Origin of the sequence: Paenarthrobacter sp. TA1.8, from assembly GCF_048595705.1 — a bacterium.
In the GTDB taxonomy this organism is placed as follows: domain Bacteria; phylum Actinomycetota; class Actinomycetes; order Actinomycetales; family Micrococcaceae; genus Arthrobacter; species Arthrobacter nitroguajacolicus.
On sequence record NZ_CP184287.1, the window covers coordinates 25362 to 37135 of the forward strand.

General features: G+C 61.8%; 10 protein-coding genes and 1 tRNA gene. 2 read left to right on the plus strand and 9 right to left on the minus strand.

Translation table 11 applies throughout. From position 1 onward, the window contains the following. Positions 1-7: 7 nt before the first annotated feature. Genes ACNAOT_RS00140 through ACNAOT_RS00165 form a run of 6 tightly spaced genes read right to left on the minus strand, consistent with a single transcriptional unit; the run spans position 8 to position 7659 of the window. Complete coding sequence (locus ACNAOT_RS00140) at positions 8-1849, minus strand: protein kinase domain-containing protein (RefSeq protein ID WP_420179547.1); 1842 nt, start codon at positions 1847-1849, stop codon at positions 8-10. Next, positions 1846-3303: a penicillin-binding transpeptidase domain-containing protein gene (locus ACNAOT_RS00145; protein WP_420179548.1), complete on the minus strand. Its 1458-nt coding sequence runs from the start codon at positions 3301-3303 to the stop codon at positions 1846-1848. The genes ACNAOT_RS00140 and ACNAOT_RS00145 overlap by 4 nt, the downstream gene beginning before the upstream one ends. After that, entirely contained in the window at positions 3300-4730 is a 1431-nt protein-coding gene (locus ACNAOT_RS00150) for an FtsW/RodA/SpoVE family cell cycle protein (RefSeq protein ID WP_420179549.1), read from the minus strand. Before ACNAOT_RS00150 ends, ACNAOT_RS00145 begins: the two co-directional genes overlap by 4 nt. After that, positions 4727-6421 carry a PP2C family protein-serine/threonine phosphatase gene (locus ACNAOT_RS00155; RefSeq protein WP_420179550.1) on the minus strand — a complete coding sequence of 565 codons (1695 nt, stop codon included), beginning with the start codon at positions 6419-6421 and terminating at the stop codon, positions 4727-4729. The genes ACNAOT_RS00150 and ACNAOT_RS00155 overlap by 4 nt, the downstream gene beginning before the upstream one ends. A 3-nt stretch (positions 6422-6424) precedes the next feature. After that, the gene (locus ACNAOT_RS00160) at positions 6425-6904 is read right to left on the minus strand and encodes an FHA domain-containing protein FhaB/FipA (protein ID WP_024818875.1); all 480 of its coding nucleotides are present in this window, start codon (positions 6902-6904) and stop codon (positions 6425-6427) included. 5 nt (positions 6905-6909) lie between these two features. After that, positions 6910-7659, minus strand: a complete 750-nt coding sequence (locus ACNAOT_RS00165; RefSeq protein ID WP_420179551.1) for an FhaA domain-containing protein — start codon at positions 7657-7659, stop codon at positions 6910-6912. Between the two features lie 373 nt (positions 7660-8032). Between ACNAOT_RS00165 and ACNAOT_RS00170 the strand changes: the two genes are divergently transcribed. After that, a tRNA-Leu gene (locus ACNAOT_RS00170) sits at positions 8033-8115 on the plus strand. A 152-nt stretch (positions 8116-8267) separates the two neighbouring features. Here the strand turns inward: ACNAOT_RS00170 and ACNAOT_RS00175 are convergent. Next, the gene (locus ACNAOT_RS00175) at positions 8268-8966 is read right to left on the minus strand and encodes a FadR/GntR family transcriptional regulator (RefSeq protein WP_420179552.1); all 699 of its coding nucleotides are present in this window, start codon (positions 8964-8966) and stop codon (positions 8268-8270) included. A gap of 10 nt (positions 8967-8976) precedes the next feature. Continuing rightward, positions 8977-10104, minus strand: a complete 1128-nt coding sequence (locus ACNAOT_RS00180) for an L-talarate/galactarate dehydratase (RefSeq protein WP_420179553.1) — start codon at positions 10102-10104, stop codon at positions 8977-8979. A gap of 172 nt (positions 10105-10276) precedes the next feature. On the opposite strand from ACNAOT_RS00180, the gene ACNAOT_RS00185 reads away from it, so the two are divergent. Then, positions 10277-10960, plus strand: a complete 684-nt coding sequence (locus ACNAOT_RS00185; protein ID WP_420179554.1) for a hypothetical protein — start codon at positions 10277-10279, stop codon at positions 10958-10960. Between the two features lie 11 nt (positions 10961-10971). On the opposite strand, the gene ACNAOT_RS00190 is transcribed toward ACNAOT_RS00185, so the two are convergent. Next, entirely contained in the window at positions 10972-11700 is a 729-nt protein-coding gene (locus ACNAOT_RS00190) for a TetR/AcrR family transcriptional regulator (protein ID WP_091464330.1), read from the minus strand. Positions 11701-11774 lie beyond the last annotated feature (74 nt).

Below are 11774 nucleotides of genomic sequence, written 5' to 3' on the forward strand. Positions count from 1 at the left end.
CGTTTACTTAGTCGCTCGGGCTGCCGGAGCCGCTGGGGGTGGCACTCGACGAGCCGGGATCAACCGGAACCAGTGCCTTGGACAGGTAATAAGTGACTGTGGAGCCTGCCGGGACCTGGGTTCCAGCCGCCGGTGAGGAACGGACGAACGTTCCCGGCTGCTGCCCGATGGCACCGTTCACGGGTTCTCCGGCAACCCACAAAAGACCGGCTCCTTCGATGGCTTGGCGAATCCGCGATTCGTCAACCCCGACTCCGATAGCGGGGACAGCGACCAATTCGGGGCCCTTGGAGTAGGTGACGGTGATGGTTTCGCCAGGTTCACGAGGTCCGGTGGGATTGAGAGTCGTCACGATTCCTGCCTCGGCTGTGTCGTCGAAGACCTCCTGGCCGTTCACTCCAAAGCCCAATGCCCGAAGTTGCGCGCTGACAGTCTCGAAGGGTTGGCCAACGTACTGCTCGGGAATGATGTTGATCTTCTGGGGAACCGACTGCGTGGGCTGCGGTGCCTCTGAGGTCTCTGTGGGCCGCGGCGTAGGTGTAGCTGACGTGGAGGTAGGACTCGCGCTCCGGCTGGGGCTCGTGGTGGTTGACTCGGTGGGCGCGGGGCTCGGCGAGAAGAAACCTGACTGCGAAATCAGGAAACCAACCAAAGCAAACAGAACCAGGAGAATCAGGGCAACAAGGGGCCAGGTCCAGGGGCTGCGCTTCTTGCGCTCGGGTTCAGCATCGTCGAAGTTCTCTTCTTCGGTGTAGACCACTTCGTCGTCGTTGAGCTGACGTTCGGCCTCCAGCGCGTTTGCACGCGTCAGGGGGTTATCCGAAGACGCGGCGGCGGCTCCAAGAGCAGCCCCTGCAGCCCCGGCGCCGAGCACCGGCAGTGCGGACGTCGCCGTCGTCGACTGTTCCTTGCCGTAAGGCGAGGTAACGACGCCGGTGGGTGCCGTTGCGGTGTCCACCGGCGCAGTGATGGGTCCGGTATTGGATTCGAACAACAGCATGCCGGGCACGGCGGCGTGGGCGGTGGCGATGTCACCGTTGCGGATGGCTTCCGCGGCTTCGGCCAGCTTGATGGCGTTGGCCGGACGGTTCTTCGGATCCTTGGCCAGCATGGACATCAGCAGTGCCCGCACGGGGGTGGGCAGCGTCTCCGGAAGGGGCGGCGGTGCGTCATTCACCTGGGCCAGGGCAATGGCAATCTGGGATTCGCCGGAGAACGGACGGTGCCCGGTGAGGCACTCGTAGCCGATGACGCCGAGCGAATAAATGTCCGAAGAACCCGTGGCGGTCTGGCCGGTTGCCTGCTCAGGCGCCAGATACTGGGCGGTGCCCATGACCTGGCCGGTCTGTGTGAGCGGCACCTGGTCAGCCAACCTGGCAATGCCGAAGTCGGTGACCTTGACGCGGTTGTCGGGCGTGATCAGCAGGTTGCCCGGCTTGATGTCGCGGTGGACGAGGCCCTGTGCGTGCGCAACGGCAAGGGCACGCGCTGTCTGCGAGATGATGGAGAGCGTCATGTCCGGCGAGAGCACCTGCTCCCGTTCGAGGATGCCGCTCAGGGGGTGTCCGGGAACGAGTTCCATGACCAGGTAGGCCGAACCGGCTTCCTCGCCGTAATCGAAGACGTTGGCGATGCCCACGTGGTTGAGGAGGGCGGTGTGACGCGCCTCGGCACGGAACCGCTGAAGGAACCCGGGGTCACCCGTGTATTCCTCCTTGAGCACCTTGATGGCAACGATCCGGCCGAGGATCTGGTCCTTGGCCTTCCAGACCTCGCCCATGCCGCCAATCGCAATGCGACTGGTCAGCTGGAACCTGCCGCCGAGTGTGATTCCCGAAGTAGGCCTCACTTATTCAACACCGCCTCAAAAATCTTCTTTGCGTTCGGACTGGTTAGCTGGGCCCCGGTTTGCACGTCAACACTCTCCATGACAATGGTGACGGCTACTTGCGGGTCGTTTGCCGGGGCGAACCCGGTAAACCATGAGTTGTTCAAACCTGAATCACCGAGCTCGGCCGTGCCGGTCTTACCGGCCACCTTGACGCCGGGAACGGCTGCGCCCCGGGCGATACCGTTATCCACGGCGCTGGTCATCCACTCGGTGATCTGGGTCGCGATGGGCTGCGTGGTGCTGGTGCGGAGCGCCTCAGGCTTGGGTTCGTTGATAACGCGCAGATCGGGTGCACGGATGGCCTCAACCAGGTTGGGCTTCATCTGCACGCCGCCGTTGGCGATGGCCGCCGTCATCAGGTTGATCTGCAGCGGTGTGGCTTTCACGTCGCGTTGACCCACCGACGACTGGGCCAACTGGGCCTGGTCCAGGTCCTCCGGGAAGACGCTGGTGGCCTGCTGGAGCTTAAGCTGGTCGCCAAAGTTTTCGCCGAAGCCGAACTTCTGCGCTTGCTCCCGGATGGCATCCTGGCCGAGGTCCAGTGCGATGCTGGCAAACGGAGTATTACACGACTGCTCCAAGGCAAAGGCGAAGGACGCTGTTTCGCGAACGTTGCAGTTACCGCCGGCGTAGTTGGGGAGGCTGGCACTGCTGCCAGGCAAGGGCAGGCTGCTGGGGTTCGGCAGCTCGCTGTCCTTGTTGTACTTGCCCGAGTTCAACGCAGCCGCGGTATCAATGAGCTTGAAGACCGATCCGGGCGAGAGCAGGTTACCCGTAGGGCCGCTGACGTTTTGGTTCAGGTTGATGCCCGGAATCTGGTTCAGCTGAGCATAGTTGGCCTCAGCCGTGGTGCGGTCATGCGAGGCAATCAAGTTGGGGTTATATGACGGCTTGGAAACCATCGCGAGGATAGCGCCGGTATTGGGGTTGGTGACCACAATGGAACCGCGCTGCCCCTCGGGAATGAGGTCGTAGGCCAGTTGCTGGATGGCAGGGTCCAAGGTCAGTTCCACAGATGCGCCCTTTGGTTCCTTGCCCAGGAACATCTGGCTCATGCGATCCAGGAACAACTGGTCGGAGTTTCCGGCCAGGGTTTCCCCCATGGATTGCTCCAGGCCGGTGGAACCAAAGAACTTGGAGAAGTATCCGGTGATGCCGGCGTAAAGCTCCGGCTGGTTGTACTGACGCTGGAATGCGCAGGATTCTGTTCCCGTGACTGATTCAGCTACAGGTTTTCCACCCACAATGATGGAGCCACGCTCATTGCAAAAAGACGCCAGAACGGCGCGCTGGTTCCAAGGATTGGCGTTGAGGTCATCAGCGCCAATGACCTGAACGTAGCTGATGGCGCCGAAGATCAACGCGAACATGGCGACGGCAGCCATCCAGCTGCTGCGAATAGCCTGGTTCATTGCTGCTTCACCGCCTCTGTTGGTGCGCTAGGTGTCTGGCCCGTGGCCGGTTTACGTGTTCCCGACGTGCTACTGCTTGCCGGGGGCTTGTTGACCATGGGAGTGGTGTCCACCGGGCCGCGGGCCGTGTTGGAAATCATGAGCAGCAGGCCAACGATTATCCAGTTGGCCAGAAGCGAAGAACCACCAGCGGCAAGGAACGGAGTCGTGAGGCCGGTCAATGGGATGAGCCGGGTAACTCCACCGATGACGACGAAGCACTGCAGGGCAATCGCAAAGGACAAACCGCACGCCAGGAGCTTTCCGAACGCATCCCGGGTGCCCAAGGCTGCACGGAAGCCTCGAGTGAACAGCAACAGATAAAGCATCACCACGGCGAAGAGGCCAATGAGGCCAAGCTCCTCACCGATAAGGGCAACGATCATGTCGCTGTTGGCAAAGGGCACCAGGTCCGGCCTGCCTTGGCCAAGGCCGGTGCCAACCAGTCCGCCGTCGGCCATCCCGAACAAGCCCTCTACGATTTGCCCGCTACCTCCGGGAGACCTGCCGAAGACCTCAGGCGTGAACGCATTGATCCAGCTGTCGATGCGGAACGCCACGTGGGAGAAGATCTGGGAGGCAATGAAGCCGCCGCCCAGAATCAGCAGCAAGCCGATGACCACCCACGAGATCCGGCTTGTAGCCACGTAGATCATCACGATGAACAGGCCGAAGAAGAGGATGGAGGATCCAAGGTCACGCTGGAAGACGAGAACACCGATGCTCACCAGCCACGCGGTGATCATGGGGCCGAGGTCCTTGAACCGGGGGAACTGCATAGGGCCGATCTTCCGGCCAGCCAACAGAATCAGGTCCCGGTTGGAGGATAGATAGCCGGCAAAGAATATGGCGAGAGTGATCTTGGCGATTTCACCGGGCTGGAACGTCATGGGACCCACTCGGATCCACACGCGCGCACCCAGGATTTCGCCGGCGGAGATTCCCGGAATCAATGGAAGGACCAGGAGGAAAGCACTGGCCGCCAAGGAGATGTATGTAAAGCGGCGAAGGATGCGGTGGTCCTTGAGGAACCAGATCACGGCAATCGAGACCGCCATGGCAATGAGTGTCCACCGCAGCTGATTGTTGCCCGTATCGTCCGCGGGACCGTCCATACGGTGTATCAGGGCAAGCCCAAGTCCGTTGAGAGCTACAACGATCGGAAGTATTACTGGATCGGCATATTTCGCCCGGAGTCGTAGCACTATGTGGAATGCGAAAGCTGCAACCGCCAGGAGGCTCGACTGGAACCAGAAGTCGCTGTCCAGCCCGACCTCCGAGTTGATGCTCACCAACGCACTTGCGCCGATGCCGACGGCAAGGGCCAGAACGATGAGAACCAGCTCGACATTGCGGCGGGGTTTGGGTGCTATCTCAGTCTGCATCATTTGGCCGCCTCACAGGGAGTCGGGACGGGTGAAGGAGTGGGGCTGGCAACGGCAGCCGTACTGGGTATGGGCACAGTGGCCGACGGGGTCGGCGTAGCGGATCCCGAAGCTGTGGCCGCGGGGGTGCTCGGGCAGTTGGCTGAAGCGCTGCCAGTGTTCCTCAGGTTCTCCACAATGCCCTGTGCGCTGTCGAGGTCACCCGCCGGAACTGTCTGGCGTACGCTCTGCTGGCCGTATTCCGGCAATGAATCCACCCTGATATCGGTAACGGCCTCAAGCCGGGAAAGCTGAATGGGTCCGAGCCTCTGAGAGATCCCGTTGAAGATAGCGACCCGCTGGTCGTATTCGCCCACGTAATAGCGTGTCTGCGTCCAGGCATAGCCAAGCCACAGGCCCACCACGACGCCCAGGACCACAACGGCCGCGACAGCAGGCATGAGCCAACGCACACGGCGACGGGCCGGCTCTTCGATCTCAACACGGTCTTGTTCTGCTTTATGCGTGAGGACCGTTGCTGCCCTGCGTGCGACGGTGCGGCCGGCGACGGTGGGAATGGAGCCCGTTTCAGCAGCAGTGGCGGCAGCGCCAACAAGTTCGTGGGGGCGACTGGCCAATTCCTCGCGCAGTACTTCAGCCGACAAATGCTCACCAAGATGTGGGTCGGTGGAGGTGGGTGGCTCAGTGGACTCTTCTGACGATCCAGCCTCGTCCTCTTTGTCGTCCGGATCTCCTGCGCTGAAGGAAGATCCAGCGTCGGCATTCCGCGCGGCTTTGGCATGGGACTCGGTCTTGCTGTCCTTTTCCGCCTTGTCCGCGGCCAGGTCATCAGCTGACTTGGTAGCCGTGACTGCCTCGGGCTCGTTAACCGCGGCAAGCGCTGCTGCCGGAACGACGTCGACGGCGGCCGTGTTGACGTCGTCGTCGGTCTCCTCCGCAATCTCCAGCATCACCACGGTGACGTTGTCCGGGGCGCCGGCTTCCAGCGTCAGATCCACCAGGATCTCAGCACATTCGCGCAGGTCCTTGGTCTCGCGGACCATGCGCTCCACTACGTGGCCAGCTACGTAGTTGAGCCCGTCGGAGCACAGCAGCCAGCGTTCGCCCGGTTCGACGTCCAGGACATCCAAGTCCAGCTCAGGGCTGGCATCGACGTCGCCCAGGACGCGCATGAGGACGTTCTTGTGCGGATGCGTTTCCGCTTCCTCCGGGCGGAGGCGGCCTTCGTCAATGAGGCGCTGCACGAAGGTGTGGTCAATGCTGACCTGCTCAAACTTCTTGTTGCGCAACCGGTAGGCACGGGAATCGCCAATGTGGGCAAAGTGGAGCTTGCGTCCCTCCAAGAGCAGCGCCGTGACCGTGGTGCCCATGCCCGAGAGCTTGGGATTCTGGTGGACAAGCTCGGAGAGCAGGGAATTTGCGGTCTGGATCTCGTCAGCCAGGACGGTGTCCGCGCCCTCCGGGTAATCGTCATGATCAAGGTGGATCATGTCCAAGACCGTTGAGGCGGAAGCGACATCGCCGCCGGCATGACCGCCCATGCCATCGGCCACCACTGCAAGATGGCGGCCCACATAAGCGGAGTCGTCATTCTTGGAACGGATCCGTCCGACGTCGGAACGCGCCGCGTAGCGCATGATGAGCGGGCGCTCCGCAGGCTTTTCCTGGCCTTTGGGGGTCTCGGAAAAGGCCATGGACTACGGCCTCAATTCAATGACCGTCTTGCCGATTCTCACGGGGACGCCAAGCTCAACCGGCAAGGCGCGGGTGAGCTGTTGATCGGCCAGGTAGGTGCCGTTGGTGGATCCGAGGTCTTCGATGAACCAGCGGCTGCCCTGCGGGAACAGGCGCGCATGCCGCCCGGAAGCGTAATCATCTTCCAGGACAAGCGTGGCTTCCTGTGCGCGGCCGAGCAGGATGGGGCTGGCGGCCAAGGGAACCGTGGTGCCCTTGAGGGGGCCCTCCGTGACTACCAGTGTGCGCGCATGCTGGATTGCCGGCGGCGGAGAAGCTGCCAGCTCAGGGTGCTTCCGGACTTCGCGTGCGGTGGGAACACCAGTTACGGCCTTGCGGCCAATCTGGAAGTCGCGGCGCATGGTGGTCACAATGCTGAAGATCAGGACCCACAACAAAAGGAGGAACCCGAAGCGAAGCGCTGTGATGGTCAGTTCGCTGATGTCGTTCACGCGTGGCCACCCGGGGCTTGGGGGAGTAGGCGGAAAATAATCTTGGTACGTCCCATCGTGATGGTTGAGCCGTCTGTCAGCTCCACGCTGCCGTTCACTTTATGCCCGTTGACGTAACTGCCATTAGTGGAGCCGAGGTCAACGGCCCAAGTGCCGCCGTTCTCCGTGCGGACCTCGAGGTGTTTCCGTGAAACGCCTGTGTCATCTACAAGGATGTCGGCCTCGGATGAGCGGCCCAGCACCACGGAGTGGGCGTTGAGGGAATACCGCTGGCCACCAATGTCCAGCACGGGCTGGAGGCGGGTGGGTTGCCGTGCCGGGGCAGCAGGAACATGGGCACGTGGAGCTTGTGGAGCAGGAGCAGCGTCATCGGACGATTTCTCGGTCCGGGAGTTTATTTCGAAATGTCCTGCGCGTTCTTCGTCACTGCGACGGAACGAGATACGGACAGCGCCTTGGAGCGTGTAGCCCTGGCTGCGGACGTGCTGGATAACGACGTCGCATAGTTCCTCGGCGAGGGGTGTTCCCCATTCCTGTGCCCGGGCGAAGTCTTCATCGCTGAGCAGGACGTCGAAAACATTGGGAGCGAGCGTCCGCCCGGCTGCGATGGTGATGGACTTGTTGTCCAACTCGCGCCTCAGCTTGCTTGCAATCTCCACTGGTTCAACACGTGCCCGCGACCCCGTGGAGAAGACGTTGCGGACGGCCTTTTCAATGCCGCGCTCGACTTTGTCCAGCAAACCCATGTCCTTCTCCTTTCCTTGCCGCGGCACCCGTTGTGCCTGGTCCGATAGTCCGTCCATTCCTCCGTCTGCGCACACGGCGAAGTATGCGCCTGACGGCCCTTCCACTTCCCGATACTACTGGGACTGACTGGGAATGGCCTTAATCCACAACGCCTTGCGACCCGGAAAAGTTCGTTCCCGGCCCTTGTTGGCGCGGGAGGCGGGGATTGAAATTTTCGTTCAGTTCAGCTGTTGTTGGGGTTCTGCCAGGCTCGACGGGGGCTCTGCCTCCCGGCCGATTGGTGTTTTGCTCAGGATGTCCGTTATGCTTGATCTCGCTGCTTTTGAAGGAAACGAAGCTGGGAGACCAGTGGAGTCCGGAAAAAGAAGTTGCGCGCGAGTGGCGGAACGGCAGACGCGCTGGCTTCAGGTGCCAGTATCCGAAAGGGTGTGGGGGTTCAAATCCCCCCTCGCGCACGCAATTGAAAGAGCCCCGGTCTTAGGACCGGGGCTCTTTTGCTGTCTTGGGCGCGACTCCCGCCCTTGTTCGCTCCGCTCACCGTGGTAGGGCGGGGGATTCGAACAAGCCAGGGACTGGGTGACCAAGCGGGTCCCGGGCGGGCGGAAGGTCAGTTGCCCACGGAACCCGTGAAGCGGCGTCGTGAATTGCTTAGGTGCAGGCGCATGGCGGCCGCGGCAGCTACTGGGTCGCCCTCCGCGATGGCTGCATATATAGAGGAGTGTTCGTGGACCACTTGCTCGAAGCGTCTACGGGAATCTTGCTCATCGCCTGAAACGAGGCGTGGGCGGGGCATGGTGATCATGGTTTGGCCCAGGGCGGAGATGCAGTCCGTATAGAAGGGGTTGCCGGTGGCCGCCGCGACTGCCCGGTGGAACTCGAAATCGGCCTTCATTGAATGGGCCGGGTGGCCTGAGCTCGCAACGAACTGCTCCAAGGCGCCGTGCGTAGCCTTCAGCTGGTGTTCTGTGTGGTTCCGGGCGGCAAGTGCTGCGGCTTCTGTCTCGACGCCGATCCGGAAGTCGAGCATCTGCAGTCGCTCTTCCATGCTGCCGACTGCCCGCGTTCCTGGTGCAGGCGTGGGTCCGTCTGCGGGCGGGGTCAGCGCGAAGCTGCCCCGCCCACGTTCGGTTTCTACAAGCCCCTCGGCCTGCAAACGGGTGAGGGCGGAACGGACAACGGTCCGGCTCACCCCGAACTCGCTGATGAGGGTGTTTTCGCTGGGGAGCTTCTCACCTGGCTGGATGACGCCGTCGACGATGCGGTTGCGAAGGTCGGCGGCGAGATCCGCGGTCAGGTTTCGGCTCATGGGTTCAAGATTACGCGCCGAATTCCACTGATTCGGTGGTCCATGCCCGCGCCTGCGCGCTCAAGGTAACACCCAATCCAGGGCGGTCTGGAACGATCATGCGGCCATTCTTGGTTTCCAGGCGCTCCTCGAACAGCGGGTCAAGCCAGTCGAAGTGCTCCACCCAAGGCTCGCGCGGGTAGGCAGCGGCCAAGTGCAGGTGGATTTCCATGGCAAAGTGCGGGGCGAGGCCCAGCCCTCTTTCATCAGCCAACGCCGCGAGGCGCAGGAACTGGGTGATGCCGCCAACGCGGGGAGCATCGGGTTGGATGATGTCGCAGCTGTTGGCATTGATGAGGCCCTTGTGCTCCGCGACGGACGCCAGCATTTCACCGGTTGCGATGGGTGTGTCCAAGACCTGTGCAAGGTGCGCGTGGCCTTCGAAGTCATACGCGTCCAGTGGTTCTTCGATCCAGATGAGATTGAATTCTTCGAGTTGGCGGCCCATGCGCAAGGCGGTGGCGCGGTCCCATTGCTGATTCGCGTCCACCATGAGCGGGACGTCCCAACCGATGTGCTCGCGAACTCCGGCGACGCGGCGGAGATCTTCCTTGGAGTCCGGCAGGCCGACCTTGGTCTTGATTCCGCCAATCCCCTCGTCGATGGACCGAGTGGCGCGTTCCTTGACCTCATCCAAGGTGGCGTTGAGGAAGCCGCCGGACGTGTTGTAGGTCTGGACCGAGTCGCGGTAAGAGCCCAGGAGCTTGGCAAGGGGGAGCCCGGCGCGCTTCGCCTTGAGGTCGTAGAGCGCAATGTCTATTGCGGCCAGGGCTTGCGTTGCCACACCGGATCGCCCCACGGAGGCGCCAGCCCAAAGAAGCTTGGTGTAGATCTTTCCAATGTCGTTGGGGTCCTCGCCGATGATGCCCTCTGCGACCTCCTTGGCGTGGGCATATTGTGCCGGGCCGCCTGCGCGCTTGGAGTAACTGAATCCGAGGCCGCTATGGCCCTGTTCCGTGGTGATCTCGGCGAACAGGAACACCACTTCGGTCATGGGCTTTTGGCGGCCGGTGAAGACTTTGGCATCGCTGATGGGCACAGTGAGGGGCAACCTTGCGGTGGATAGCTTGACGTGACGGATGAGATCTACGGTGCTCATGGTTCTCCTAGTGGGGACGGCATCCTTGCCTGCCACTTAGGATACAAGTTTAAAACTTGTACTACAAGAGGGTTGCCCGCTAAAAGACCCGCAGTGTGCGGTTCACGTTGCGCGCGGTCTGCGCCTGTGCTCGTAGACTCCCTGTGTGTCAGAACGAAAAACAGGAAAAAGAGTGGCCGGCTATCACAAGGATCTGCGGGGCAAGTATCCAGCGGGGAAGGCGGTCGCCATGGGCAAGGCCCGGAAGAGCCTGAAAGCAGCCATTGCCGCTCTCGCGCTATCCCTTGCCCTGTCCGCCTGCTCGGGGGGCGCCTCCGGCAATCAAGCGACCGCACCGGATGCCGGCCAATTCGACATCCTGACGTCCGATGGGGCCGAACGTATAACGTCACAGGGGACAGCGAAGCTGGATATGACAAAGGGGAAACTCGAAAAGGAGGCCGTGGGTCTACCTGTGGACGCTGCGAAAGGCCCCCTGATCTTTGCTCAGGACGGCCGCGAGATTCAGATCGACATCGCCGGTCCCAAAGGAACCGTTACTGGAAGCTCTGACACCCTCAAATTTGTAACGGACCCCGCGCGTTCAGACTTTAAGGAGGTCACTTTCTACCATCGGTTCGACACATGGGAGGACCTGGAAAAGGACGTTCGTGACGCGGTTTCCCGTTACGGGTTGGACGCCGACGACGCAGAATATTGGCTCCAAAACGTCAACAAGACCAGCAGCTCAGTCGATCTGTTCAATCACAGCCTGGGTCCCGGCACGTCCACCGGCCTGGCGGTCACCTACGACATCGCCTATGAGTTCCCGGATCCGTCCGTCATAAGCATTCGCGTCAGCCCTCTGGGTGGCTGAGTACCCCCGCGTCAGTCAGAAACGGCTTCCCGCAGTGCCCCGAACCCCGTAATCAGAGCCTCAAGTCCCAGGTTGAATGCGACGTCGGTCGGCCGAGCGTGCTCCTCGGCAGCCAGCCGGTCCACGGCGGCGGTGAAGTTGGGGACCTGCTCGGCGAGGCTGCCGGCGTCGAAGATGTCCTCCGGCGCGGTGACGTCATAAGCGGCACCGAAAACGAACGCCTCCAAAGCCACAATCGCCGAGATGATCTTCTCTTCAGGGAACCCGGCATCGCGGAAGCCCGCAGTCACGGCCTCGTACATCGCCAGGGTTTTGGGGGCATTTGCCACGGGAAGCACTGCAATCACGGGTATCAGCGGCGTATGTTCCGAGAATACGTCGCGGTAGGACCATGCCCAACGACGCACTGCCACATCCCATGGTTCCGAGCCAAAAGCGGAGACATCCACCATCGCCGCCAAATGGTCTTCCACCAGCAGTAATACGTCGTCCTTGGAGCCCACGTGGTTGTACAGCGCAGACGGTGCGACGCCAAGGGAGCGTGCCAGGGCGGCCATGGTGAGCCCGTTGTAACCCTTGCTGCTGATCAACTCAAGCGCCGCCGTCGTGATCCCGTCCTGGTCCAGGACCGCCGCCGTCGGTCGACCGGCGCGGCGGCGCACAGAGCCGGCCGGGAGGGCGGAAGGAGCGGGAGTCGGTGCGGGCATCGGAGGCCTTTCTGCTGCCTGTGTCCCCAGCATTATTCCACCGGGGCTTCACAGCGGCCGACTCCAACGCTAGTATGGAACTAAATGAACGTCATTCATTTATTGGT

What these genes read in the sequence shown, in the direction of transcription:
- ACNAOT_RS00180 (WP_420179553.1), bottom strand. Translation starts at nt 10,104, where the DNA reads ATGAGCACCGTAGATCTCATCCGTCACGTCAAGCTATCCACCGCAAGG.
- ACNAOT_RS00150 (WP_420179549.1), bottom strand. Translation starts at nt 4,730, where the DNA reads ATGATGCAGACTGAGATAGCACCCAAACCCCGCCGCAATGTCGAGCTG.
- ACNAOT_RS00175 (WP_420179552.1), bottom strand. Translation starts at nt 8,966, where the DNA reads ATGAGCCGAAACCTGACCGCGGATCTCGCCGCCGACCTTCGCAACCGC.
- ACNAOT_RS00145 (WP_420179548.1), bottom strand. Translation starts at nt 3,303, where the DNA reads ATGAACCAGGCTATTCGCAGCAGCTGGATGGCTGCCGTCGCCATGTTC.
- ACNAOT_RS00190 (WP_091464330.1), bottom strand. Translation starts at nt 11,700, where the DNA reads ATGCTGGGGACACAGGCAGCAGAAAGGCCTCCGATGCCCGCACCGACT.
- ACNAOT_RS00165 (WP_420179551.1), bottom strand. Translation starts at nt 7,659, where the DNA reads ATGGGTTTGCTGGACAAAGTCGAGCGCGGCATTGAAAAGGCCGTCCGC.
- ACNAOT_RS00155 (WP_420179550.1), bottom strand. Translation starts at nt 6,421, where the DNA reads ATGGCCTTTTCCGAGACCCCCAAAGGCCAGGAAAAGCCTGCGGAGCGC.